This window comes from Micromonospora sp. TSRI0369, assembly GCF_001905625.1.
In the GTDB taxonomy this organism is placed as follows: domain Bacteria; phylum Actinomycetota; class Actinomycetes; order Mycobacteriales; family Micromonosporaceae; genus Micromonospora; species Micromonospora echinospora_A.
In genome coordinates, this window is record NZ_LIVU01000005.1 from 29,617 (window position 1) to 51,960 (window position 22,344).

26 protein-coding genes are annotated in these 22,344 nt (G+C 74.3%); 16 read left to right on the top strand and 10 right to left on the bottom strand.

All coding sequences use genetic code 11. The annotated features are described in order from the left end of the window. Nucleotides 1-43: 43 nt before the first annotated feature. Nucleotides 44-850: an SDR family oxidoreductase gene (locus tag AMK25_RS17305; protein WP_073829405.1), complete on the bottom strand. Its 807-nt coding sequence runs from the start codon at nucleotides 848-850 to the stop codon at nucleotides 44-46. A gap of 117 nt (nucleotides 851-967) precedes the next feature. Here AMK25_RS17305 and AMK25_RS32740 point away from each other — a divergent pair, with 117 nt between their 5' ends. Continuing rightward, nucleotides 968-1,216, top strand: a complete 249-nt coding sequence (locus AMK25_RS32740; protein WP_241826393.1) for a hypothetical protein — start codon at nucleotides 968-970, stop codon at nucleotides 1,214-1,216. Here the strand turns inward: AMK25_RS32740 and AMK25_RS17315 are convergent. Together AMK25_RS17315 and AMK25_RS17320 are read right to left on the bottom strand one after the other, a co-directional pair. Next, nucleotides 1,154-1,861 (bottom strand): B3/B4 domain-containing protein, encoded by a 708-nt coding sequence (locus AMK25_RS17315; RefSeq protein WP_073829406.1) that lies wholly within the window; start codon nucleotides 1,859-1,861, stop codon nucleotides 1,154-1,156. The two genes, AMK25_RS32740 and AMK25_RS17315, sit on opposite strands and share 63 nt — an antisense overlap. A gap of 23 nt (nucleotides 1,862-1,884) precedes the next feature. Then, the gene (locus tag AMK25_RS17320; protein WP_073829407.1) at nucleotides 1,885-2,493 is read right to left on the bottom strand and encodes a LysE family translocator; all 609 of its coding nucleotides are present in this window, start codon (nucleotides 2,491-2,493) and stop codon (nucleotides 1,885-1,887) included. A 28-nt stretch (nucleotides 2,494-2,521) separates the two neighbouring features. Here AMK25_RS17320 and pdxR point away from each other — a divergent pair, with 28 nt between their 5' ends. Further along, entirely contained in the window at nucleotides 2,522-3,997 is a 1,476-nt protein-coding gene (gene pdxR, locus AMK25_RS17325; protein ID WP_073829408.1) for a MocR-like pyridoxine biosynthesis transcription factor PdxR, read from the top strand. A 6-nt stretch (nucleotides 3,998-4,003) separates the two neighbouring features. Here pdxR and AMK25_RS17330 read toward each other — a convergent pair whose 3' ends face one another. After that, nucleotides 4,004-4,987: a helix-turn-helix transcriptional regulator gene (locus AMK25_RS17330; protein ID WP_073829409.1), complete on the bottom strand. Its 984-nt coding sequence runs from the start codon at nucleotides 4,985-4,987 to the stop codon at nucleotides 4,004-4,006. Between the two features lie 45 nt (nucleotides 4,988-5,032). Between AMK25_RS17330 and AMK25_RS17335 the strand changes: the two genes are divergently transcribed. Then, nucleotides 5,033-5,509 (top strand): hypothetical protein, encoded by a 477-nt coding sequence (locus AMK25_RS17335; RefSeq protein ID WP_073829410.1) that lies wholly within the window; start codon nucleotides 5,033-5,035, stop codon nucleotides 5,507-5,509. Next, the gene (locus tag AMK25_RS17340; protein WP_073829411.1) at nucleotides 5,509-5,964 is read left to right on the top strand and encodes a hypothetical protein; all 456 of its coding nucleotides are present in this window, start codon (nucleotides 5,509-5,511) and stop codon (nucleotides 5,962-5,964) included. Before AMK25_RS17335 ends, AMK25_RS17340 begins: the two co-directional genes overlap by 1 nt. Here the strand turns inward: AMK25_RS17340 and AMK25_RS17345 are convergent. Beyond that, nucleotides 5,939-6,619 (bottom strand): TetR/AcrR family transcriptional regulator, encoded by a 681-nt coding sequence (locus AMK25_RS17345; RefSeq protein WP_073829412.1) that lies wholly within the window; start codon nucleotides 6,617-6,619, stop codon nucleotides 5,939-5,941. The genes AMK25_RS17340 and AMK25_RS17345 overlap by 26 nt on opposite strands. 114 nt (nucleotides 6,620-6,733) lie before the next feature. On the opposite strand from AMK25_RS17345, the gene AMK25_RS17350 reads away from it, so the two are divergent. The 5 genes from AMK25_RS17350 (at nucleotide 6,734) to AMK25_RS17370 (ending at nucleotide 11,965) form a co-directional block, all read left to right on the top strand. Beyond that, on the top strand, nucleotides 6,734-8,224 hold the full coding sequence (locus AMK25_RS17350) for a flavin-containing monooxygenase (RefSeq protein ID WP_073829413.1): 1,491 nt from the start codon (nucleotides 6,734-6,736) through the stop codon (nucleotides 8,222-8,224). Further along, nucleotides 8,217-9,128, top strand: a complete 912-nt coding sequence (locus AMK25_RS17355) for an SDR family NAD(P)-dependent oxidoreductase (protein ID WP_073829414.1) — start codon at nucleotides 8,217-8,219, stop codon at nucleotides 9,126-9,128. The genes AMK25_RS17350 and AMK25_RS17355 overlap by 8 nt, the downstream gene beginning before the upstream one ends. Further along, nucleotides 9,125-9,964, top strand: coding sequence for an alpha/beta fold hydrolase (locus AMK25_RS17360; RefSeq protein WP_073829415.1), 840 nt, complete (start codon nucleotides 9,125-9,127; stop codon nucleotides 9,962-9,964). Before AMK25_RS17355 ends, AMK25_RS17360 begins: the two co-directional genes overlap by 4 nt. A 73-nt stretch (nucleotides 9,965-10,037) precedes the next feature. Beyond that, nucleotides 10,038-10,688 carry a GntR family transcriptional regulator gene (locus AMK25_RS17365; RefSeq protein ID WP_073829416.1) on the top strand — a complete coding sequence of 217 codons (651 nt, stop codon included), beginning with the start codon at nucleotides 10,038-10,040 and terminating at the stop codon, nucleotides 10,686-10,688. Then, complete coding sequence (locus AMK25_RS17370) at nucleotides 10,685-11,965, top strand: MFS transporter (RefSeq protein ID WP_073829417.1); 1,281 nt, start codon at nucleotides 10,685-10,687, stop codon at nucleotides 11,963-11,965. Before AMK25_RS17365 ends, AMK25_RS17370 begins: the two co-directional genes overlap by 4 nt. 32 nt (nucleotides 11,966-11,997) lie before the next feature. On the opposite strand, the gene AMK25_RS17375 is transcribed toward AMK25_RS17370, so the two are convergent. Beyond that, nucleotides 11,998-12,411: a hypothetical protein gene (locus AMK25_RS17375; protein WP_073829975.1), complete on the bottom strand. Its 414-nt coding sequence runs from the start codon at nucleotides 12,409-12,411 to the stop codon at nucleotides 11,998-12,000. A gap of 139 nt (nucleotides 12,412-12,550) precedes the next feature. Between AMK25_RS17375 and AMK25_RS17380 the strand changes: the two genes are divergently transcribed. From AMK25_RS17380 to AMK25_RS17400, 5 genes are all read left to right on the top strand, one after another. Further along, a complete protein-coding gene (locus tag AMK25_RS17380; protein WP_073829418.1) occupies nucleotides 12,551-13,639 on the top strand; it encodes an S-(hydroxymethyl)mycothiol dehydrogenase in 1,089 nt (362 codons plus the stop codon). Further along, nucleotides 13,636-14,265: an MBL fold metallo-hydrolase gene (locus AMK25_RS17385; protein WP_073829419.1), complete on the top strand. Its 630-nt coding sequence runs from the start codon at nucleotides 13,636-13,638 to the stop codon at nucleotides 14,263-14,265. Before AMK25_RS17380 ends, AMK25_RS17385 begins: the two co-directional genes overlap by 4 nt. Nucleotides 14,266-14,383: 118 nt before the next feature. Further along, nucleotides 14,384-15,484: a DUF3626 domain-containing protein gene (locus AMK25_RS17390; RefSeq protein ID WP_073829420.1), complete on the top strand. Its 1,101-nt coding sequence runs from the start codon at nucleotides 14,384-14,386 to the stop codon at nucleotides 15,482-15,484. 210 nt (nucleotides 15,485-15,694) lie between these two features. After that, the gene (locus tag AMK25_RS17395) at nucleotides 15,695-16,435 is read left to right on the top strand and encodes a hypothetical protein (protein WP_198937567.1); all 741 of its coding nucleotides are present in this window, start codon (nucleotides 15,695-15,697) and stop codon (nucleotides 16,433-16,435) included. A 395-nt stretch (nucleotides 16,436-16,830) separates the two neighbouring features. Next, nucleotides 16,831-17,382, top strand: a complete 552-nt coding sequence (locus tag AMK25_RS17400) for a hypothetical protein (protein WP_073829422.1) — start codon at nucleotides 16,831-16,833, stop codon at nucleotides 17,380-17,382. 51 nt (nucleotides 17,383-17,433) lie between these two features. On the opposite strand, the gene AMK25_RS17405 is transcribed toward AMK25_RS17400, so the two are convergent. Together AMK25_RS17405 and AMK25_RS17410 are read right to left on the bottom strand one after the other, a co-directional pair. Further along, the gene (locus AMK25_RS17405; protein ID WP_073829423.1) at nucleotides 17,434-18,351 is read right to left on the bottom strand and encodes an alpha/beta hydrolase family protein; all 918 of its coding nucleotides are present in this window, start codon (nucleotides 18,349-18,351) and stop codon (nucleotides 17,434-17,436) included. Beyond that, complete coding sequence (locus tag AMK25_RS17410) at nucleotides 18,348-18,689, bottom strand: hypothetical protein (RefSeq protein ID WP_073829424.1); 342 nt, start codon at nucleotides 18,687-18,689, stop codon at nucleotides 18,348-18,350. Before AMK25_RS17410 ends, AMK25_RS17405 begins: the two co-directional genes overlap by 4 nt. Before the next feature lie 71 nt (nucleotides 18,690-18,760). Here AMK25_RS17410 and AMK25_RS17415 point away from each other — a divergent pair, with 71 nt between their 5' ends. Beyond that, complete coding sequence (locus AMK25_RS17415; protein ID WP_073829425.1) at nucleotides 18,761-19,318, top strand: helix-turn-helix domain-containing protein; 558 nt, start codon at nucleotides 18,761-18,763, stop codon at nucleotides 19,316-19,318. On the opposite strand, the gene AMK25_RS17420 is transcribed toward AMK25_RS17415, so the two are convergent. Together AMK25_RS17420 and AMK25_RS17425 are read right to left on the bottom strand one after the other, a co-directional pair. After that, nucleotides 19,291-20,751: an MFS transporter gene (locus AMK25_RS17420; RefSeq protein WP_073829426.1), complete on the bottom strand. Its 1,461-nt coding sequence runs from the start codon at nucleotides 20,749-20,751 to the stop codon at nucleotides 19,291-19,293. The genes AMK25_RS17415 and AMK25_RS17420 overlap by 28 nt on opposite strands. 71 nt (nucleotides 20,752-20,822) lie before the next feature. Then, nucleotides 20,823-21,059: a hypothetical protein gene (locus AMK25_RS17425; RefSeq protein ID WP_073829427.1), complete on the bottom strand. Its 237-nt coding sequence runs from the start codon at nucleotides 21,057-21,059 to the stop codon at nucleotides 20,823-20,825. Between the two features lie 137 nt (nucleotides 21,060-21,196). Here AMK25_RS17425 and AMK25_RS17430 point away from each other — a divergent pair, with 137 nt between their 5' ends. After that, a complete protein-coding gene (locus AMK25_RS17430; protein WP_073829428.1) occupies nucleotides 21,197-22,342 on the top strand; it encodes a geranylgeranyl reductase family protein in 1,146 nt (381 codons plus the stop codon). Nucleotides 22,343-22,344: the final 2 nt, after the last annotated feature.

Here is a 22,344-nt window from a genome sequence, read left to right on the forward strand (position 1 = left end):
GCCCTGAACGGTGACCCAGCCGGGACGGTGACCCAAAACGGACCTACACGGAACGCCAAGAATCGGAAGAAAGAGCAGAAGCCTGCGGACCCATCAACAGCATCCCCCCGTCCACCGCCCACGACGCCCCCGTCACGTACGCCGCCGCCGGGGAGGCGAGCAGAGCCATCACAGCCGCCACCTCCCGCGCGTCACCCGGACGCCCGACCGGCACCCCGGGACGCTCCCGCGTGAACGGGTCGACGTCCTCCTGCCCGGTCATCGGGGTGGCGATCTCGCCCGGGGCGACCGCGTTGACGGTGATGCCGTCGGCCGCCAGCTCCTGCGCCATCACCTTGGTGAGCAGGCCCAGCCCGCCCTTGGCCGCGCAGTACGCGGACGAGCCGACCCGGGGCGCGTGCTCGTGGACGCTGGTGATGCTGATGATCCGGCCGCCCCGTCCGGCCGCGCGCATCCGCCGGGCGGCCCGCTGCGAGCACAGGAACGGCCCGTCCAGGTCGACAGCCAGCACTTCCCGCCACTTCTCCCAGCTCACGTCCACGAACGGCTCGGACAGCCCGGTGCCGGCGTTGTTGACGAGCACACCCAGCCCGCCGAGCCGGTCGGCCAGCTCGTCGATCACCGCGGCCGACCCGGGGAGCCGGGTCAGGTCCAGCTCGGCGGTCTCGCAGCGGCGGCCGGTGGCGCGTACCTCGGTTGCCGTGCGGTCGGCGCCCGCCCGGTCGCCGTACCAGGTGATGCCGATGTCGTAGCCGGCCTCGGCGAGCGCCACCGCGCACGCCTTGCCGATGCCGGAGTCCGCGCCGGTGACGATCGCGACGCGGTCGTAGTCCTCGTATCGCTGGGGCATGACCGCGCACTACCCGCGGGCGGCGACCTCAACCGGGCGGACGACCCCGACTCGGCCGCCGGTTTCGTCGGAGGCGATGGCTAGGGTACGGGCGTGATAGCCGATGAGTCCGATGCCGTGACCGTTCGCTTCCTGCGCATGATGAGCGCCGAGCTGCACACCGAGCGGGTGGGCGACGACTCGCTCGGCCGCACCGTCGAGCTGGCCCGGCAGTGGTGGGGCACCGCCGACGGCCGGCTCGCCGACGCCCTGCGTGAGTTGCACGGCGAGCCGGCCGCGCCGGGCGGCGCGACCGACGCCGCGTCAGACGGCCCGGACGGGCACGGCGAACTCCGGCGCCTGAGCGGTGAGCACCCCCGTCCGTGACGGCACGCGCCACTGCTCGGCCAGCGCCGCCGCCAGCTCGTCCAGCATCCGGCGTACGGTCGGCGCCGCCCCGGCGTGCATCGCCTCGATGACCACGATGACCTCGGCGGTGTCGGCCCGTACCGCTGACGCGCCGCTCTGCCGGTGGCACCAGCGCCGGGCGTGCGCGTGCCCGCCCCGGTCGGCGAAAATCACCTCGCCGGGCGCCGGGTGCTCCCACTCGCCACCGAGGGTCAGGTAGGACTCCGTGCCGTCGGCCGCGCGCACGGTCAGGTCGCCGTCGACGCGGGCCACGTCGAGCACGGCCACCGGCACCGCGTACCGGACCGAGAGCGCGTTGCCGAGGTCCACCAGCGGGTGCAGCCGGGGCAGGCCGCCGTCCCGGCGCAACCGGCGCAGCAGCGACTCGGCCGCACAGCGGTAGCGCGTCGGCGGGCAGCCCATCCGGGCGAACGCGCGACGCCACGCCTGGATCTCCGGGAAGCCGCCCTCCGGCCCGGCGGCGAACCGGTCCCGGGCGACGTCGAGGTGACCGGCGAGCCGCGGCGTGACGTCGGCGTCGGGCGTGATCCCGGTGGCGTGCAGGACGCCGCAGGTCAGCTCGGGAAAAGACGACCAGATCTCGGGGGAGTGCCGGAAACGCACGGAACTGCTCCTTCAGGCGAGTGCTAGGCGGTGAACGCGAGGCCGAGGCCCAGGGCGAGGAAGCTGCCGGCGACGGCGTGCCGCAGCAGCGCGGTCAGCCGGGGCCGGGCCAGCACCCGGCGGCGCAACGCGCCAGCCAGCACCGCGTAACCGGCGAACACCAGCAGCGTGACCAGCATGAACACCAGGCCGCAGGCAAGCATGCGCAGGGCGGCGCCGGGCGCGCCCGGTGGGACGAACTGCGGCAGGAACGCCACGAAGAACACTGTCACCTTCGGGTTCAGCAGGTTCAGCAGCACCCCGTCGCGGAACACCGCCGACGCCGGGCGCGGCGGCCGGTCGCCGTCGACGGTGAACGCGCTCCGGTCGCGCCACGCCGACCAGGCCATCCAGAGCAGGTACGCCACACCCAGCCAGGTCACCACCCGGAACGCCGGGGTGCCGGCGCGCAGCAACGCGGCCAGGCCGGTCACCGCGGCGATCACGTGCGGGACGAGGCTCAGCGTGGCCCCGGCGGCGGCGGCAAGCCCGGCGCGGCGTCCCGCGGTCACGGCGGTGGCGAGCGTGTGCGTCACCCCGGTGCCCGGAGTGACGGCGACGACGAGTGCGGTCAGCAGGAAGGCGATGGTCACCCGTCCAGCCTCTGGCCATAATGGTCCGGTGGACAGGGCCAAAGCCGTCGTTTCCGAGAGGTCCAAATCGGTCGGCGCGGACTTCCTCCAGCTGGACGTCGGGGAGGCTCCGCCCGGCGGTCGCGCGGACTGGCTGGCCGCCCGGCTGCGCTCGGCGATCGCCGACGGCCGGGCGCCGGTCGGCACCCGCCTGCCACCCAGCCGGGTGCTCGCCGCCGAGCTGGGCGTCTCGCGCGGCGTGGTGACCGAGGCGTACCAGCGGCTGGGCGAGGACGGGCAGGTGGCCGGGCGTGGCCGGGCCGGAACCGTCGTGGTGGCCACACCGGCCGCCGCGCGCGCCCGGACGCCCGAGCCGAGGAGAGCGCCGGAGGTGTTCGCCGGCCGGCCCGGCCTCGACGTCTTCGAGGCGCTGCGCGCCGCCCCCGCATGGGTGGACCTGACGCCGGGCGTACCCGATCTGGCAGCCTTTCCCCGCGCGGCCTGGCTGCGGGCCGAGCGGGCCGTGCTGCACCGGGCGACGCCCGCCGCGCTCGGCTACGGCGACCCGACCGGCACGCCCGCGCTGCGGCTGGCCGTCGCGAACTGGCTGGCCCGCAACCGGGGCATCCGCGCCGACCCGGCCGAGGTGGTGGTCGTGGCCGGGGTGTCCCAGGCGCTCGGCCTGCTCGCGCGCGTGCTGCACAAGCGGGGTACGCGCACCGTCGCGGTGGAGGACCCCGGCTCGCTCGGCGTGCGGCAGCACCTGACGTACGCCGGGATGGCGACGCCGCCGGTGCCGGTGGACGACAGGGGCCTGCGCGTGGACCTGCTCGCGCGTTGCGGTGCGCCGGCCGTGCTGCTCACCCCGGCGCACCAGTTCCCGACCGGGGTGGTGCTCGACGGTGAGCGGCGTCGACGGCTGCTGCGGTGGGCGCGCGACGGCGGACTGGTGCTGGAGGACGACTACGACGCCGAGCACCGGTACGACCGGCCGCCGGTGCCGGCGCTGCGCGGCATGGCCCCGGACCGGGTCTGCTACACCGGCAGCATCTCCAAGCTGCTCGCGCCGGCCCTGCGGATCGGTTGGACGCTGGTGCCGCCGTCGCTGCACGCCGACGTGGTGGACGCGAAGCGGACGGCGGATCTGGGCAACGCGGCGCTGCCGCAGCTCGTGCTGGCCGAGCTGATGGAGTCGGGCGCGCTGGAGCGGCACCTGCGGCTGCTGCGCCACCGGCACGTACGCCGCCGGGACGCGATGATCCGGGCGGTCCGCGCGTACCTGCCGGGGGCGGTGGTGCACGGCGCCGCAGCCGGGCTGCACCTGATGGTCACGCTGCCCGGCGACGTGGACGACCTGGCGCTCGCGGCGGAGGCGCTGCGCCGGGGCGTCAAGGCCCACCCGCTGTCCTGGCACGGCCAGCGCCCGCAGCCACCCGGCCTGGTCCTCGGATACGCGGCCACCCCGCCCTCCGAGATCGACCGAGCCCTGTCCACAGTGGCCGAGGCCCTCCACTCCCTCCCCTGAACCCGCTCACCGGGGGAGAGGTGGGTGGTAGAGGGTGGCCAGGGCGGTGGCGGTTTCGGCCAGGCGGGCGCGCAGCTCTTGCGGGGACAGGACCTCCACGTCGGCGCCGAGCCGCAGCAGGTCGCCGTGCGCGTGGGTGAGCGACTCGATTGGGATGACCGCGTGCACCCAGCCGGTGTCGTCCGGCGGGCCGGCGCTCGCCTCGGCGGCGGCCACCACCACGTCGCTGCCGACCTCGCGCAGCCGGGCGAACCCGCGCGGCGACAGCCGGATGCGCGCCTCGTCCCGGTGCAGGCCGGCCCGGAACTCCACCACGTGGGCGCGCCACCAGGCCGGCAGGTCGAACTCCGGCCGCTCGAACGGCTCGTCCAGCGCGGTGAGGCCGAGGATCTGGTTGACCCGGTAGGTGGCCGGTTCGGCGCGGTCCGGCCGGGCGGCCACGAGATACCAGCGCCCGCCCTTGAGCACCAGCCCGTACGGTTCGAGCACGCGCGTCGTCTCGCCGCGCCAGCCGCGGTAACGCACCCGGATCCGGCGCTCCCGCCACACCGCCTCGGCCGCCTCGGCCAGGTACGGCGACGGGTCGCCGTCGGAGTACCAGCCCGGCGTGTCCAGGTGGAACCGCTGTTCCAGCCGGGCGGCCCGGTCGGCCAGCGGCGCGGGCAGCGCGGCCCGCAGCTTGAGCTGTACGGCGGCGACGACCGACTGGTAGCCCAGTTCGGCGGCCGGTCCGGGCAGCCCGGCGAAGAGCAGCCGGTCGGCCTCCTCGGCGGTCAGCCCGGTCAGCCGGGTCCGCCAGCCCTCCACGAGCCGGTAGCCGCCGTCGTGTCCGGCCTCGCCGTACAGCGGGATGCCGGCGGTGTGCAGCGCCTCGACGTCCCGGTAGATCGTGCGTACCGACACCTGGAGGCGGGTGGCCAGATCGGCGGCGGTGAGCCGGCCGTGCGCCTGCAGGAGCAGGAGGATGGACAGGAGTCGACTGGCCCGCATTCTCCTGACACTAGCTGTCAGGGGACCGCCCCTACCGTCCCGATCATGGCTTTCCACGACAAGGACCTCACAGTGCCGGGGACGATCGAGGTCGCCGGCCGGCACGTCAAGCGTTACCACATCGACCAGCCGGACCGCCGCCTCGAACCACGTGTGGTCGACGCCGCGTACGCGTACCTGCCGAAGCTGCTGCCCGGGCCGGACGGCGGCACCCCGCCGGCGAGCTGGACGGTGCTGCACCGGGGCGCGGACAGCGGCGCGTACCTGCTGGCGTACAGCTGGTTCTTCGACAACGTGGTCGAGTGCCGCATCGCGATCGCCGGCCAGCCCGCGCTGGACTGCCCGGACGACGACCCGGCCCGCTTCGTCGACCTGGACCGCCCCGGCGTCGGCTGCGTCTGGGAGCTGGGCGTGTTGGAACACGAGCGCGCCGCCTGGATCCGGCACGTGCTCGCGCCGGACGAGCCGGACCTGGCGGGCTACCTGGCCGACGCCCGGGCCGAGGGGCCGGTGGGGTTCTGATGGGAGACTTCGACTTCCTCGCCGGCACCTGGGACGTGACCAACCGGCGCCTGCGGCAGCGGCACGTCGGCAGCGACGACTGGGACGAGTTCACCGGCGTCAGCGAGGCCCGCTCGTTCTTCGACGGCGCGGGCAGCTTCGACGAGATGCGCTGCCCGAGCCGGGGCTTCTCCGGCTCCAGCGTGCGCATCCTGAATCCGTCGACCGGGCTGTGGTCGATCTACTGGATGCACAGCGCGCGGGGCGTGCTGGAGCTGCCGCCGGTGGTGGGCCGGTTCACCGGCGGCGTCGGCGAGTTCCACGCCGACGACACCGACGAGGGCCGCCCGGTGCGCTGCCGGTTCCTCTGGTCGGCGATCACCCCGGTCTCCTGCCGCTGGGAGCAGGCGTTCTCCACCGACGGCGGGCACGCCTGGGAGACCAACTGGATCATGGAGTTCCGGCGGACGGCATGACCGGCGGGGTGGTGGTCCGGTAGATCGCGGTCAGCCAGACGTCGAGCAGCACGTCCACCACGTCCCGCTCGGCCACGGCCGGGCCGTCCCCGGCGAACGTGGCGTACCAGACGCGTTCGTTCATCGAGTTCAGCGCGATGGCGAGGTCCCGGGCGGGCAGCCCGTCCGGGGCCGCGCCGCGTGCGCGTTCGGCCTCGATCGCGGCCTGCACCGCGCGGACCCAGCGTTCCAGCACCTCGGCCCAGAGCCGCCGCACCTCGGCGTTGGTGCCGCGTACCTGGGCGCAGGCCAGCACCACGTCCCGGTGCCCGCCGAACGTGGCGTGGAACCGGGCGATCAGCTCCCGCCAGCGGGCGCGCGGGTCCTCGGCGAGCCGGTCGAACACCCCGCCGGCCGCCGCGTCGGCCTCCTCGGTGACCCGGTCCAGCAGGGTGAGCAGCACCGCGTCCTTGGACGGGAAGTAGAAGTAGAACGTGGGCCGGGAGATGCCCGCGCCGCGCGCCAGGTCGTCGATGGAGATGTCGCCGAACGCGCGCTGCCGCAGCAACCGCTCCGCGGTGGCCAGGATCGCGGTCTCCCGCTCGTCGCCGGTGGAGCGGCCGGCCCGCCGCCCGCGGCTGGGCGCGCCGCCGGCCGGCGTACGGGCGGTGGTCATGTCGGCTGATGCTACACCCGCTCAACACCCTGTCGATTAAGCTCGACACGGTGTTGACTGCGCTCGACGGCCATGGATAGGGTCCGTCCACCGCCGGTGCGAACGGGAGAAGCGATGGCCGCAGACCACGTCGACGTCCTCATCGTCGGGGCCGGCCTGTCCGGCATCGGCGCCGCCGTCCACCTCGGACGCGAATGCCCCGGCAAGACCTACGCGGTGCTGGAGGCCCGGGCCGCCATCGGCGGCACCTGGGACCTGTTCCGCTACCCGGGCATCCGCTCCGACTCCGACATGTACACCCTCGGCTACTCGTTCAAGCCGTGGACCGACCCGAAGGCCATCGCCGACGGCGACTCCATCCGCGCGTACGTGCGGCAGACCGCCCGCGAGTACGACGTGGAACGGCACATCCGCTTCCACCACAGGGTGGTGCGCGCCGACTGGGACAGCGCCACCGCACGCTGGACGGTCCACGCCCGCCGTGACGACACCGGCGAGGACGTCACCCTCACCTGCGGGTTCCTGTTCACCAACTCCGGCTACTACCGCTACGACGAGGGCTACACGCCGCGCTTTCCCGGCGTCGAGCGGTACGCCGGCACGCTCGTGCACCCGCAGCACTGGCCCGACGACCTGGACTACACCGGCAAGCGGGTCGTGGTGATCGGCAGCGGCGCCACAGCCGTCACCCTCGTGCCGGCGATGGCCGAGCGGGCCGCCCACGTCACCATGCTCCAGCGCTCACCCACGTACGTTGTCGCGCTGCCCTCGCGCGACCCGTTCGCCGACGCCGCGCGGCGCTGGCTGTCCCCGACGGCCGCGTACACGGTGGCGCGGTGGAAGAACGTCGCGCTCGGGGTGGCCAACTTCCAGCTCAGCCGCCGCGCCCCAGGCGTGGTGAAGCGGTTCCTGCGCCGGGCCGCGAAGGGCCGGCTGCCCGCCGGGTACGACGTCGAGCGGCACTTCTCGCCCCGGTACGACCCGTGGGACCAGCGCCTGTGCGTGGTCCCGGACGGGGACCTGTTCACCGCGCTGCGGGCCGGGCGCGCGTCCGTGGTCACCGACACCATCGACACGTTCACCGAGCACGGCATCCGGCTCGCCTCCGGCGAGGAACTGCCCGCCGACGTGGTGGTCACCGCCACCGGCCTGAACCTGCTCGCGCTCGGCGGCATGACACTGGCCGTCGACGGCGCCGAGGTCGACCTCGCCTCGACAGTGGCCTACAAGGGCATGATGCTCTCCGGCGTGCCGAACTTCGCCATGACGATCGGCTACACGAACGCCTCCTGGACGCTCAAGGCCGACCTCGTCGCCACGTACGTCTGCCGGCTGCTGCACCACCTCGACGACACCGGCCAGCAGATCGTCACGCCGCTCGCCCCGGACACCGACGACCTGGCGCCGATCATCGACCTGAAGTCCGGCTACGTGCTGCGCGCCGTCGACCAACTGCCCAAGCAGGGGCCGCGCGCGCCGTGGCGGCTGCACCAGAACTACCCCCGCGACGTACGCCTGATGCGGCGCGGCCCGCTCACCGACGGCGTACGCTTCGCCCGCGCCGGCGTGCCCGCCGCCGCCACCTCGGGAGGAACCGATGCGTGACCTCGTCTTTCCCGGCGGCACCGCGGTCCTCACCGGCGCGGCAAGTGGCATCGGCGCGGCACTGGCCCACGGCCTGGCCCGGCGCGGCGCCGACCTGGTCCTGCTCGACCGCGACGCCGACGGCCTGACCTCGGTCGCCGCCGCGATCTCGGCGGCGCACCCGGACCTGCGGGTCGAGACGCACGTGGTCGACCTCGCCGACGCCGGGGCCACCGAGCGGATCGCCGCCGAGATCCACCACGCGCATCCCCGCATCCGGCTGCTGATCAACAACGCCGGGGTGGCGCTGGGCGGGCGCTTCGACCAGGTCACCCTGGAGGAGTTCCTCTGGGTCATCGAGATCAACTTCCGGGCGGTGGTACGCCTGACGCACGCGCTGCTGCCCGCGCTCAAGGCCGAGCCCGGCGCGCACCTGGTCAACGTCTCCAGCCTGTTCGGCATCATCGCGCCCGCCGGGCAGGCCGCGTACGCGGCGAGCAAGTTCGCCGTACGCGGCTTCACCGAGGCGCTGCGGCACGAGCTGGCCGACGACGGCGTGGGTGTCACGTCGGTGCACCCGGGCGGCATCCGCACCCGGATCGCCAGCAGCGCCCGGGTCGGCAGCGGCGTGGACCGGGCCGAGTACGAGGCCGGGCGCAGGCAGTTCGAGAAGCTGCTCACCATCGACCCGGCCACCGCCGCCGAGGCCATCCTGCGCGGCGCTCAGCGGCGTCGCGGCCGGGTGCTGATCGGCTGGTCGGCGAAGCTGCCCGACCTGCTGGCCCGGGTCGCCCCCGCCGGGTACGGCAAGGTGCTGGCCCTGGGCATGCGCCCACCCCGCCCGGCGGCGGCCGCCGCCGAGGTGCCGGCACCGTCCGCCCGGACCGGCGAGGAGGCCGCGCCGGAACCCGGACGCACGGCGTGACAGTGGTCCTGCCCTCGGCCGACGAGCGCACCGTCGACGGTCGGCGGGTGCGCTGCCGGATCAGCGGCGACGGCCCGCCCGTGGTGCTGCTGCACGGCATCGGCCGTACCCTCGACGACTTCACCGCCCTGCACACGGCGCTGGCCCGCGACCACCTGGTGCTCGCGGTGGACCTGCCCGGGCACGGCGGCTCCGCGCCGCTGGACGGACCGCACACGCTGCCCGCCCTGGCCGGCGCGGTCGCCCGGTTCCTCGACGTGGCCGGGGTGACCGGCCCGGCGCACCTGGTCGGCAACTCCCTCGGCGGGGCGGTCGCCATGCGCCTCGCGGTCGACGCGCCGGGGCGGGCGGCCAGCCTGGCGCTGCTCAACAGCGCCGGCTTCGGCCGGGAGGTGACGGTGGCGCTGCGGCTGCTCGCGATCCGACCGCTGGCGCCGCTGCTGCTGCGCCCGCACCCGAGGATCGTCCGCCGCAGCGAGCGGGCGATCTTCTACGACCCGGCGTACGTCACCGAGGAGCGGCTCGCCGCCGCGCTCGCCGTCGCCGGGCAGCCGCACGCCGCCCGGGTGATGCTGGAGCTGGTCCGGGACCTGGGCACCTGGCGCGGGGTGAAGCCGCGATGGCGCGCCGAACTGCTCGACGCGGTGGCCGCGCTCGACCTGCCCACGCTTCTCGTCTGGGGCGACCGCGACCTGATCCTGCCCGCCGCGCACCTGGCGTACGCCCGCAGCCGGCTGCCGCACGCGCGCAGCCACCTGTTCGGGGACACCGGGCACATGCCGCAGATCGAGCGGACCGCCGAGGTGGAGGCGCTGCTGCGGGAGTTGTGGGCCTGACCCGGGGTGGCCTTCGCCACTGCCCGGACCCGCGCCGGATCGGTGCGACCAGCCGGGGAGCAAGCTTAGATACATGACGCATCCCAGCCGGACCGCGCTGTCCGCCGCCGAGCGGGCGTACCGGCACCTCAAGCAGGCCATCCTGGAACAGGTCTACCCGGGTGGCCAGCTCGTCAGCGAGGGCGAGATCGCCGAGGCGACCGGTGTGTCCCGCACGCCGGTCCGGGAGGCGCTGCTGCGGCTGGAAGCCGAGGGCCTGGTCAAGCTCTACCCGAAGCGCGGCGCGCTGATCCGGCCGGTGTCGGCCCGGGAGATCGCCGACGTCATCGAGGCCCGCCGGCTGGTCGAGCTGCACGCCGCCGAGCGGGTGTGGTCACGCCGCGCCGAGTTGCGCGCCGACCTGGCCCGGTGGCTGGAGGAGATGCGCCGCGCGCACGCCGCCGGTGACATCAGCGCGCTGATGGACGCCGACCGCTCGTTCCACGCCGCGGTGGTCGAGGCCGCCGGTAACGAGATCCTGGCCGAGCTCTACCACCGGCTGCGCGACCGGCAGCTGCGCATGGGGGAGGCGAGCTTCCGGCTCTCGCCCGGCTGGGCCGAGGTGGCCCTGACCGAGCACGCGGGCCAGCTCGCCGCGCTCGACGGCGACGACCCGCAGGCGTGGCGCGACGCGGTCGCCGGGCACATCGACACCGCCGCGCGGATGCTCGGGACGCTGCGGTGAGCGTGTCCCGCCGGCCCGCGGCCCTGGTGTACGCGGTGGCGCTGACCGCGTACCTCACAGCCGTGTTCCACCGCAGCTCACTCGGCGTCACAGGGGTCGACGCGGCGGAACGCTTCCACATCAACGCCGCCGCGCTGGCCACGTTCTCCGTCGCCCAGCTGGCCGTCTACGCCGCCATGCAGGTCCCGGTCGGGGTGCTGCTGGACCGCTACGGCTCGCGGCGGCTGCTGCTGGCCGGCGGCGCGCTGATGGTGGCCGGGCAGATCCTCTTCGCGGTCGCCACCGACGCGCCGGCCGCCGTCGCCGCGCGGGTGCTGGTCGGCCTCGGTGACGCGATGACGTTCATCAGCGTGCTGCGCATCGTCGCGTTCTGGTTCCCGGGCCGGCGCAACCCGCTGCTGGTGCAGCTCACCGGCACCGTCGGCCAGCTCGGCGCGGTGCTCGGCGCCGTACCCCTGGTGCTGCTGCTGCACCGCGCGGGCTGGACCCCGGCGTTCCTGACCGCCGCCGCGCTCGGCGCGACAGTGGTGCTGATGGTCCTCGTCGCGGTACGCGACACCCCGCACGCCGAGCACGCCACCGCGCTCGCCCCCGACCTCGCGACGGTGCGCCGCCAGCTCGCCGAGGCCTGGGCCGAGCCGGGCACCCGGCTGGGTCTGTGGACGCACTTCGTCACCCAGTTCTCCGGCTCGGTGTTCGCGCTGCTGTGGGGCTACCCGTTCCTGGTGCAGGGACAGGGCTTCTCGCCCACGGCGGCGGCCGGGCTGCTCACCGTGATGACGATGGTGACGCTCGTGTGCGGGCCGGTGCTCGCGCACCTGTGCGGCCGCTACCCGTTCCACCGCTCGGTGCTGGTCTTCGCCATCACCGCCGCCACCGCCGGCATGTGGGCGGTGGTGCTGGCCTGGCCCGGCCCGGCGCCGCACGGGCTGCTGGTGGCGCTCGTGGTGGTGCTCGCGGTGAACGGCCCCGGCTCGATGATCGGGTTCGACTACGCCCGCACGTTCAACCCGGTGCACCGCATCGGCAGCGCCACCGGCATCGTCAACGTCGGCGGTTTCGCCGCCTCAATCGTGCTGATCCTGGCCGTCGGCCTGGTGCTCGACCTGGCCACCCCGGCCGGCCACGACGCGCCGCCAGTGTCCGCGTTCCGCTGGGCGTTCGCCGTGCAGTTCCTGCTCTGGGCGCTCGGCGCGGCGCAGGTGCTGCGCTACCGCAACGCCGCACGCCGGATCGCCGCCGACCGGGCCGCCGCGACGGCCGCGGCGCCCGTCTGAGGAGGCGGGCGGATCAGCGGTACGCGGGCGCGTCAGCGCCGGTGGCGGACCAGCGAGTCGAGCACCAGGGTCAGCCCGGCGCCGACCAGCCACACGTCCTTGGCCAGCCCGATGCCCTCCTGGCTCGGCCGCAGGCTGCTGCCCTCCCGCATGCCGGGCGTCTTCAGGTAGAGCTGCACCAGCCCGGCGCCGAACGCGGTGAGCGCGGCTCCGGCCAGCAACGACGGCACGAACGGTGCGAGCAGCGCCGCGCCGAGCGCCGTTTCGCCCCGGGACAGCAGCACGGCGAACCGGTCCGGCGGGATCTGCCGCAGCTGCGGCATCGCGCCGGCCGCCATGCCGTGCATGCCCGCGGCGGCCTCACCCTCCAGGCCCCGCTTGCCCAGCCCGGAGTTCAGGATGTACGCGCCGATGGCGACCCGCAGCGGCGCATGCGACAGCCTCATGATCACTCCCGTCCCACCTGGTAGAACCGGCACACCGGGTACCCGGTCACGACCAGGACAATCCGGCGGGCTTCATTGGTTCGCGCGTCATGATCAGCGGTAGGTTCGGGGTGCAGAAACACGCAACAAGGGAGGCACTGTGAGCCAGGAAGTCCGGGGAGTCGTGTCGCGGCGCAAGGGCGCGCCCGTGGAGGTCACCACCATCGTGGTGCCGGACCCGGGGCCGGGCGAGGCGGTGGTCCGCATCCAGTCGTGCGGCGTCTGCCACACCGACCTGCACTACCGCGAGGGCGGCATCAACGACGACTACCCGTTCCTGCTGGGCCACGAGGCAGCCGGCATCGTCGAGCAGGTCGGCGACGGCGTCACCGACGTGGCCCCCGGCGACTTCGTGGTGCTCAACTGGCGCGCGGTCTGCGGCCAGTGCCGGGCCTGCCGCCGGGGCCGCCCCTGGTACTGCTTCGCCACCCACAACGCGACGCAGAAGATGACGCTCACCGACGGCACCGAGCTGACCCCTGCGCTCGGCATCGGCGCGTTCGCCGAGAAGACGCTCGTGCACGCCGGGCAGTGCACCAAGGTCGACCCGTCGGCCCGGCCGGCGGCCGTCGGCCTGCTCGGCTGCGGCGTGATGGCCGGTCTCGGCGCGGCCATGAACACCGGCAACGTGACCCGGGGCGACTCGGTCGCGGTGATCGGCTGCGGCGGCGTCGGCGACGCGGCGGTGGCCGGCGCGGCCCTGGCCGGCGCGACCACGATCATCGCGGTGGACACCGACTCCCGCAAGCTCGACTGGGCGCGCAAGTTCGGCGCCACCCACACCGTCAACGCCTCCGAGGACGACGCGGTGGAGGCCATCCGCGCCGCCACCGGCGGCTTCGGCGCCGACGTGGTGATCGACGCGGTCGGCCGTCCGGAGACCTGGAAGCAGGCGTTCTACGCCCGCGACCTGGCCGGCACCGTGGTGCTGGTCGGCGTGCCGACCCCGGAGATGACTGTCGACCTGCCGCTGCTCGACGTGTTCGGGCGCGGCGGCGCGCTCAAGTCCAGCTGGTACGGCGACTGCCTGCCCAGCCGCGACTTCCCCATGCTGACCGAGCTGTACCGGCAGGGCCGGCTGGACCTGGACGCGTTCGTCACCGAGGAGATCGCCCTCGACCAGGTCGAGGAGGCGTTCAACCGGATGCACCACGGCGACGTGCTGCGCTCGGTGGTGGTCTTCCCGTGACCGCCCGCGTCGACCACGCCGTCACCTCCGGCACGTTCTCCCTGGACGGCCAGACGTTCGACGTCGACAACAACGTCTGGGTGATCGGCGACGACGCCGAGTGCGTCGTCCTCGACGCGCCGCACGACGTGGCGGCCATCCGCGAGGTGATCGGCGACCGGCGGGTGGTCGCGATCGTGGCCACCCACGCCCACGACGACCACGTCCGGGTCGCGCCCGAGCTGGCCCGGGCCACCGGCGCGCCGGTGCTGCTGCACCCGGCCGACCGGGTGCTGTGGGACATGGTGCACCCGGACACCGCGCCGGACGGCGAGCTGACCGACGGGCAGACCATCACCGTCGGCGGGACCACGCTGCGGGTGCTGCACACGCCCGGCCACAGCCCCGGCGCGTGCAGCCTGTACGCCCCCGACCTGGGCGCGGTCTTCACCGGCGACACGCTGTTCGCGGGTGGGCCGGGCGCCACCGGCCGGTCGTACAGCGACTTCGGCACCATCGTCGAGTCGATCCGCACCCGGCTGCTGACGCTGCCGCCGGAGACGGTGGTGCACACCGGGCACGGCGACGACACCACGATCGGGGCCGAGGCGCCGCACCTGGACGAGTGGATCGCCCGGGGCCACTGAGGACCACCCACCCGCGCGGGCCCGGCCGGAGCAGTCCGGTCCGGGCCCGCGCGGCGTCTCCCGGCCCGTGCGCTCCGGACGGGCACGGAAACCGTGTGGCCGCGCGTCGATACGTCCGGTGATACTCGGGCCCGTGCCCGTCGCCACCCTCACCGACGCCCAGTCCGCCGCGCTGCGCCACGTCCGCCAGGTCGCGCTGCGGGACCGTCCGGCGGCGCTCGCCGTCATCGCCGGGCACCTCGCCGTCTCCGGGGCCACCTACCGGTACGAGGAGGTCGTCGCCGCGATCACCGGGTACGGGCGGCTGACGCTGAACTTCCACCCCGACCGGGTGCTGCGCGACGGCCGCACAGTGGTCGAGGCGTTGGACGAGGAGGGCGTCTACCGCAGCCAGTTCGAGACCGGCGTCTCCAACGGCGGCCTGACCGCGTACCCCGGTGGCGACCGGGACGTCTGGGAGCAGGCGATGTTCGGCGGCGCGTACCAGCGTCCCGGCGTGCCCCCGGCGGAGCGCCCCAAGTACGGCGGCCTGAACCTGCTCGACCACGCCGACGGCGCGTGCCCCCGGTTCGGCTCCTGCCACCTGCGGCTGCGCCCGGAGGCGCTGGCCCGGGCCACGTTCAGCTTCGGTGACAGCCACATCGGGCCCACCGAGTTCGGCACCGTCGACGTGTTCGAGCCGGTGTTCGCGGCGCTGCTGAGCGCCACCGCCGGTACCGGCGTCGCCCTCGGCGTGGCGGGCCTGGACACCGGCACGCTGCTGCGGACGCTGCTGGGCCGCCGGGAACGGGAATCCGGGCGGGTCGGCCGCGCGCTGGACGACTACATCGAGGCGCAGGTGCACGGCGAGATCAACCTCGCTCGCGACGTCGAGGCGCTCGTGGTCGACCCGTCGTTCCGGGGCACCGACGTGGGACGGCGCCTGGAGGGGATCGCCGGGCGGCACGGGCTGGCGCTGCGCTACCACCCGGGCTTCGTGCTGCCGGTCGACGGGGTGGACGCCGAGTTCCGCGGGCCGGACATCCAGCCGCTCGCCGTGCGCGTGCACGCCGAGTTCGCCCGCCCGGGGCAGCCGCTGCACGCCGAGTTGATCGGCCGCGCAGCCGCGTCGGTGGTACGCGAGCCGCGGCGCTGGGCCGACCGGGGACCGGCCGCGGTGACGCTGCAGCACCTCAAGCAGCTCTGGCACGTCCTGGTCCGGTTTGGCGTACCGGCCTGATCGTCCCGCTGCGCGGCAGCACGACCCTGCTGCCCGGAATCGCGGGTGACATGGACCGCAGCCTCGGCGCTGCCCGGCATTTCCGGAATGACCGACAGAGCGGGCTCGTTGTGTCCCCCGTACCGTCGGAACCCAAACACCTACCCGGCGGTAGTCCCCCGAGGGGCGCTCATCCCGGAGCGCGTCGTAACGATCGAAAGGGCAACCATCGTGAAGCAGCACTTCACTCGATGGCTCCCCGCCATCGCGAAGACCGCCGTGGCGAAGAACGCCGTCACGAAGACCGTCGCCGTCGCCAAGAACCGCCGCACCGTGCTGAGCGTGGCGGGTGTGGCCGTCCTGGGCGGCCTGGCAGTCGGCCCCACCGCCGTCGCCGCGCCCGTGACCAGCGGCCCGCACGCCGGCGCCAAGGCCGCCATCGACCTGGCCACCGGCAAGAAGACCGCCACCGAGGCGGTCAAGCCCGGCCAGACCACCGGCAGCGACAAGGTGCCGACCAGGCCCGGCCGCCCGGCCAAGGAGAAGCTCGTGCCGCACGGCGTCGAGGGCGCGCAGTCGCGCATCCCGCTCGACGACGCGCAGCTCGACAACGCCAAGGCCATCGTCGAGGCGGCCAAGGAGACGGGCGTGGGGGAGCGGGGCGCCGTGATCGGCGTCGCCACCTCCCTGCAGGAGTCGAAGCTGTACAACCTGGGTCACCTGGGCGCGTACAACGACCACGACTCCGAGGGCCTGTTCCAGCAGCGTCCGTCGTCCGGTTGGGGCACGTCCGAGCAGATCACCGACCCGGAGTACTCCAGCAAGGCGTTCTTCGGCGCGCTGAAGAACGTCGGCGGCTGGCAGGAGCTGCCGCTGACCACCGCCGCGCAGACGGTCCAGGTGTCCGCCTACCCGTACGCGTACGCGCAGTGGGAGGAGCAGGCGGCGGACATCGTCCAGCAGGTCTGGTGACCCGACACGCGTAGAGAACGGCCGGTCCCTCCGGGGCCGGCCGTTCTGCGTCTCGCCGATCTTGGAGTTGTGGCGCCCGGGATGTCCGATATCCGAGGTTCGCGAGGTGCCACAACTCCAAGATCGATGGGGCGGTGCGGGGCTCGTGGGGCGGTGTCCGGTTCGGCTGTGGTCGGCGGCACCGCGCAGGCGGAATCGGGGGCGGGCGGATGGCGTTGTAACCCGGTGCGCGACCGAAGCGGCGCCGCCGAGCGCCCCCGGGAATCACCCCGGGCCGCCGGTCGTTGCAGATGTACCCGGCACGCCCCGCGCTGCCGGATCCCCCCGAGAACCTTGAGCGCCTGACGGTGCCCACGCATCCCCCCGGATGCGTCGACCCCCGAACGGAGCCCACCATGAACACGATCCTGCGCAAGAGCATCCTCGGTATCGCCGGTCTCGCCTTCACCGGTGGCGTGTTCGCCGGTCCGGTCGCCGCGCACGCGGCGGAGAGCGCCAAGCCGGCCGCGGTCGCGGTTCAGGCCGCGAGCCCGCAGGGCGAGCAGTCGCACGTGGACCTGAACGACGAGCAGATCGCCAACGCCAAGGCCATCATCGCGGCCACCAAGAAGGCGGGCCTGCCGGAGCGGGCCGCTGTCGTCTCGATCGCCACCGCGCTGCAGGAGTCGAAGCTGGAGAACCTGGGTCACCTGGGTGACCGCAACGACCACGACTCGCTCGGCCTGTTCCAGCAGCGGCCGTCCAGCGGCTGGGGTACGCCGGAGCAGATCACCGACCCCGAGTACTCGACGCTGGCGTTCCTCACGGGCCTCAAGCAGGTCGACGGCTGGCAGGACATGCCGCTGACCGAGGCCGCGCAGACCGTGCAGGTCAGCGCCTACCCCGACGCGTACGCGCAGTGGGAGAAGCAGGCCACCGAGATCGTCGCCGAGCACTGGAACAAGTAAGGCCCGACGAAAGGCCGGTACCCGATCCGGGTGCCGGCCTTTCGCGTGCTCTCAGCCGGTGTGCGCGGCGAGCCACGAGAGCACCGGCTCGACCACCGACGGGTCCAGCGGCTGCTTCGCCTCGTCCCGGTACGCCCGCAGCGACGCCGGACCGGGCTGGCGGCGCAGCACGTGGGTGACGTCCGGCAGCACCCCGGTCTGCACGGGCCCGCCCGCGTGCGCCGCGATGACCGGCAGGTCGGCCGGGTCGGTCTGGAGATCCTTGTCGCCGGTGAGCGCGAGGATCGGGGCGTCGACGCGGGCCAGGTCCGGCCGGGGGTCGTAGCGCAGGAACTCCCGGAACCACCGGGCGTTGAGCCGCTGCCCGCCGACCCACGCCACGTCCTTGTCGGTGGCGAGGATCTTCTCGTGGTTACGGGCCACCTTCGCCACCAGGTCGGTGCGGGTGAGCCGGAGCACCAGGCGTACCGGCGCGGGCAGGGTGGGCAACAGCCGTCCCGCCTGCCAGCGCAGCACCTCGGCGCCGGTGCGCCCGGGCGCGGAGAGCAGGACCAGACCGGCCACCGGTACGCCGCGCGCGGCGAGCGCGATCGCGGTGAGCGCGCCCTCGCTGTGCCCGACCAGGAACATCCGCCTGGCGTCCACTGCCCGGTCGTCGCGCAGCGCGGCGAGCACGGCGGCCGCGTCGTCGACGTTGTCGTGGAAGCCGGTACGCAGGAACTCACCGCTGCTCTCGCCGACGCCCCGGCGGTCGTACCGGGCGACAGCGAAACCGGCGCCGGTGAGCGCGGCGGCCAGGTGCCGTTGGATGCTCAGCGGCAGGCGGCGGTGGTCGCCGTCGCGGTTGATCGGCCCGGAGCCGGGCAGCAGCAGCGCCACCGGGTGCGGTCCGGCACCGTCGGGCAGCGTGAGCGTGCCGGACAGCCGGTGCTCGCCCGAGTCGACGGCGAGCGGGCGGTCGACCGTCACGGCAGCACCGCCGCGGCCAGGGCGGAGGCGTCGTCGGCGCCGATGAGCAGGGAGTCGTACGCCTGGCCGGTGAGGGTGATGCGGACGGCCGGCTGGCCGCCGCGGACGCTGACGAACTCCTTGCCGGCCCTGCCGCGCCAGGTGCCGACGTTGCGTGTGCGGGGGACGCCGAGGCCGGGGGCCCGGATGCCGCGGGTGGCGCGCGCCCCGTCGGGCACGACGACGGCGCCGCTGACGGCGGCACGGGGGAACGACAGGTCGCCCCGCAGGGCCCAGATCTTCTCCGCGGTGGTGAGCCGGACGTCGATGCGGTCGGGGGTGAGGTCGATGGTGGCCATCGGCGAACTCCTCGCTTCTGTTATCGTCAGTGAGAACATTACCGGAGGCGATAACAAAAAGGGGAGCCACTGTGGCACTCGACACCGTGGAGCTGCTGATGCACCCGGTCCGGCTGCGCATCGTCCAGGCGTTCCTGGGCGGCCGCACGCTCACCACCGCCGACCTGCGCGCCGAACTGCACGACGTCCCGCCCGCCACGCTCTACCGGCAGGTCGCCACGCTCGCCGAGAACGGCGTGCTGCACACGGTGGGGGAGCGGCGGGCCCGCGGCGCGGTCGAGCGCAGCTACCGGCTCACCGAGGCGGCCGCCTCGGTCGACCCGGACGAGGCCCGGGCCATGAGCCCGCAGCGGCACCGCCAGGCGTTCCTCACCTTCGTCGCGGGCCTGCTCGCCGACTTCGACAGCTACCTCGACAGCGGCGGGGGCGACCTGGCCCGCGACGTCGCCGGCTACCGGCAGAACGCGTTCCACGCCACCGACGCCGAGACCGCCGAGTTCGTCACCCGGTTCCGCGCGCTGTTCGCCGAGTACGCGGCCCTCGGCCCCGGACCCGGCCGCACCCGGAGGCTGCTCACCACCGTCCTGCTGCCCGGCGCCGATCAGGAGCGGCCCGCCGGGCGCCGGTGACCGAGCGCGATGTCCGCCACGGCGGCGCCCAGCGCCAGCACGACGATCCCGGCGGCGAGCAGCAGCGAGTGGCGGAACGCCGTACCCCAGTCCCCGCGGTCGTCGGCGAGCGTGGAGAAGAACAGCGCGCCCACCGCGGCGATGCCGGCGGCCGAGCCGATGCGCTGGCCGGTCTGCAGCATGCCCGCGCCGCTGCCGGCCATCGGCACCGGCACCTCGGACAGCGTGAGCGTCTGGTTCGGCGCGATCACCAGGCCGCTGCCCAGCCCGGCGACGAGCAACGGCAGCGCGGTCCGCAGCGGAACGTTCTCGTGCGGCCCGCCGGCCAGCACCAGGTCGGTCGCGATCAGTCCGACCACCACGTCCAGCAGCCCGATCGCCACGAGCGGACGGCCGTACCGGGTGACCACCCGGCCGCCGAGCGCGGAGGCGAGCGCCGAACCGAGCGCGAACGGGGTGATCGCCAGACCCGCCACGAGCGCGCTGTAGCCGAGGCCCATCTGCAGGTAGAGCGTGAAGATGAAGAAGATCGCGGTGAACCCGGCGAAGTAGATCAGGCCGATCAGCGCGCCCAGCGCGTACGAACGCACCGTGAACAGCCGCAGGTCGAACAGGGGCTGGGCGCGCCGGGCGTACCGGTGTTCCCAGAGCGCGAACCCGGCGAGCAGCAGCAGGCCGGCGGGGATCAGCAGCCACTTGCCCGGGCCTCGCCACTGCTCCCGCTGCACCAGGGGCAGCAGGATCACCGTGACGCCGGCGCCGAGCAGCAGCACGCCGAGCGGATCGAGGCGGTGCCGGTCGGCCTGCCCGGCCGGCCGCGACGGGATCAGCCGCCAGCCGAGCAGCATCGCCACGATCCCGACCGGGATGTTCACGAAGAACACCCACCGCCAGCCGTGCTCGGCGCCGCCGAGCGCGATGAGCAGCCCGCCGAGCAGCGGGCCGACAGCCGTGGAGATGCCGATGGTGGCGCCCAGCAGCCCGAACGCGCGACCCCGGTCAGCGCCCCGGAACAACTCCTGGATCATGCCGCTGACCTGAGGGTTCACCACACCGGCGGCGGCGCCCTGGACGAGCCGGGCCACGACCAGCCACTCCGGGGAGCGGGCCAGCCCGGCCAGCGCGCTGGTGAGCGTGAACAGGCCCACCCCGACCACGAACGCGGTACGCCGCCCGCGCGCGTCGCCGAACCGCCCGGCCGGCACCAGCACCAGGCCGAACGTCAGCGCGTACCCGGACAGCACCCACTGCAGATCGCTCGGCGTGGCGTGCAGCGCCCGGTCGATCGACGGCACCGCGACGTTGACGATGCTGACGTCCAGCAGCGTCATGAACGCCGCGATCAGGCCGACGCTCAGCGCCCGCCAGCGGCGCCGGTCGTCGACGCCGGAGCCGGTGTCCGGCCCCGGCGTCGACGACCGGCCCTCGCTCATCGTGCCCCCCACAGACCGTCGATCAAGTATGGGCGATCGCTACCCGGCGCCCGGTGGGGCAAACGACCCGATCACGCCATCTGGCGCGCGCACCACCGCGGCCCGAAGTCCAGGCCGGACATCGGGGAGTCCTCGCGGTGCAGCAGCCCTCGCTCGGTGAGCGAGTGCAGCGGCTCGCGCAGCTCCTCCTCGGTCATCCCGGTCTCCTCGGCGATCAGGTCCGGGTAGGGGACGTGTCCCTGCGCCTCCAGCGCGGACACCGCCTGGTAGACCCGTTCCTCGACCGCGGACAGCTGGACCTGAGGCATCGCTTTCCTCCTCGGCGTGGACCCTCCGACCGGCGGACGGCCGGCGATCGGCGGTTACCCGGGCCGGCGGCGATGATGCCCACCCGGACGACTGTCGTACCGGGCAGCGCGGCACGGCGGTGCCCTAGGCTGCACCAGTGATCATCTGGGATCTCGTCGTGGTCGGCGGCGGGCCCGCCGGACTCTCCGCCGCGCACGCCGCGGCCCGCTCCGGCGTCCGCACGCTCGTGGTCGAACGGGCCACCCACCCCCGCTACAAGACCTGCGGCGGCGGCCTGATCGGCACCTCGCTGGCCGAGGTCACCGACCGCGTCGAGGTGCCCGCCCACGACCGGGTCGACCGGATCACGTTCACCCGCGACGGGCGACGCGCGTTCACCCGCCGCCACCCGTCGCCGCTGGTCACGATGATCCGCCGGGAAGAGTTCGACGACCGGCTGCGCGCCGCCGCCGTCGCCGCCGGCGCCCGGGTCCGCGAGGGGGTCGCGGTCCGCGCGATCGAGCAGGACCCCGACGAGGTACGCCTGCGCCTGGCCGACGGCGAGGTGGTGCGCGCCCGTGCCGTGGTCGGCGCGGACGGCTCCTCCGGCGTGACGGCCCGGCACGCCGGTGTCCGTTTCCGCCAGGTCGACCTGGGGCTGGAACTGGAACTGCCGGTGGCGTCCGCCGAACGGGAGCGCTGGCGTGGCCGGGTGCTGCTCGACTGGGGGCCGCTGCCCGGCTCGTACGCGTGGGTCTTCCCGAAAGGCGACCGGCTCACCGTGGGGGTCATCTCGGCCCGGGGCGACGGCGACCGCACGCGCGCCTACCTGCGCGACTTCACCGACCGGCTCGGGCTGTCCGGGGTGACGCCGGAGCACGACTCCGGTCACCTCACCCGCTGCCGGGCCGACGACTCCCCGCTGCGGCACGGGCGGGTGCTGGTCGCCGGGGACGCGGCCGGTCTGCTGGAGCCGTGGAGCCGGGAGGGGATCAGCTACGCGCTGCGCTCCGGCCGGCTGGCCGGGGAGGCGGTGGCCGGCGGCGACCTCGACGCGTACGCCCGGGAGGTCGACCGGCGGCTGACGCCGGAGATGCGCGCCGGGCACCGGCTGCTGGAGACGTTCGAGCGGCAACCCGACGTGTTCCACGCGATGCTCGCCAGCCCGCCCGGCTGGCGGATGTTCGCCCGCTTCTGCCAGGGCCGGGCCAGCTTCGCCGAGATGCTCGACCGGCGGCCGGTACGGGCCGGGCTGGCGCTGCTCGACCGGCTGCCCGCGAGGGCGCGCGCCACGGCCGGTTAACC

What these genes read in the sequence shown, in the direction of transcription:
- AMK25_RS17305 (WP_073829405.1), bottom strand. Translation starts at nt 850, where the DNA reads ATGCCCCAGCGATACGAGGACTACGACCGCGTCGCGATCGTCACCGGC.
- AMK25_RS17330 (WP_073829409.1), bottom strand. Translation starts at nt 4,987, where the DNA reads ATGCGGGCCAGTCGACTCCTGTCCATCCTCCTGCTCCTGCAGGCGCAC.
- AMK25_RS17335 (WP_073829410.1), top strand. Translation starts at nt 5,033, where the DNA reads ATGGCTTTCCACGACAAGGACCTCACAGTGCCGGGGACGATCGAGGTC.
- AMK25_RS17340 (WP_073829411.1), top strand. Translation starts at nt 5,509, where the DNA reads ATGGGAGACTTCGACTTCCTCGCCGGCACCTGGGACGTGACCAACCGG.
- AMK25_RS17345 (WP_073829412.1), bottom strand. Translation starts at nt 6,619, where the DNA reads ATGACCACCGCCCGTACGCCGGCCGGCGGCGCGCCCAGCCGCGGGCGG.
- AMK25_RS17350 (WP_073829413.1), top strand. Translation starts at nt 6,734, where the DNA reads ATGGCCGCAGACCACGTCGACGTCCTCATCGTCGGGGCCGGCCTGTCC.
- AMK25_RS17355 (WP_073829414.1), top strand. Translation starts at nt 8,217, where the DNA reads ATGCGTGACCTCGTCTTTCCCGGCGGCACCGCGGTCCTCACCGGCGCG.
- AMK25_RS17365 (WP_073829416.1), top strand. Translation starts at nt 10,038, where the DNA reads ATGACGCATCCCAGCCGGACCGCGCTGTCCGCCGCCGAGCGGGCGTAC.
- AMK25_RS17375 (WP_073829975.1), bottom strand. Translation starts at nt 12,411, where the DNA reads ATGAGGCTGTCGCATGCGCCGCTGCGGGTCGCCATCGGCGCGTACATC.
- AMK25_RS17400 (WP_073829422.1), top strand. Translation starts at nt 16,831, where the DNA reads ATGAACACGATCCTGCGCAAGAGCATCCTCGGTATCGCCGGTCTCGCC.
- AMK25_RS17410 (WP_073829424.1), bottom strand. Translation starts at nt 18,689, where the DNA reads ATGGCCACCATCGACCTCACCCCCGACCGCATCGACGTCCGGCTCACC.
- AMK25_RS17420 (WP_073829426.1), bottom strand. Translation starts at nt 20,751, where the DNA reads ATGAGCGAGGGCCGGTCGTCGACGCCGGGGCCGGACACCGGCTCCGGC.
- AMK25_RS17425 (WP_073829427.1), bottom strand. Translation starts at nt 21,059, where the DNA reads ATGCCTCAGGTCCAGCTGTCCGCGGTCGAGGAACGGGTCTACCAGGCG.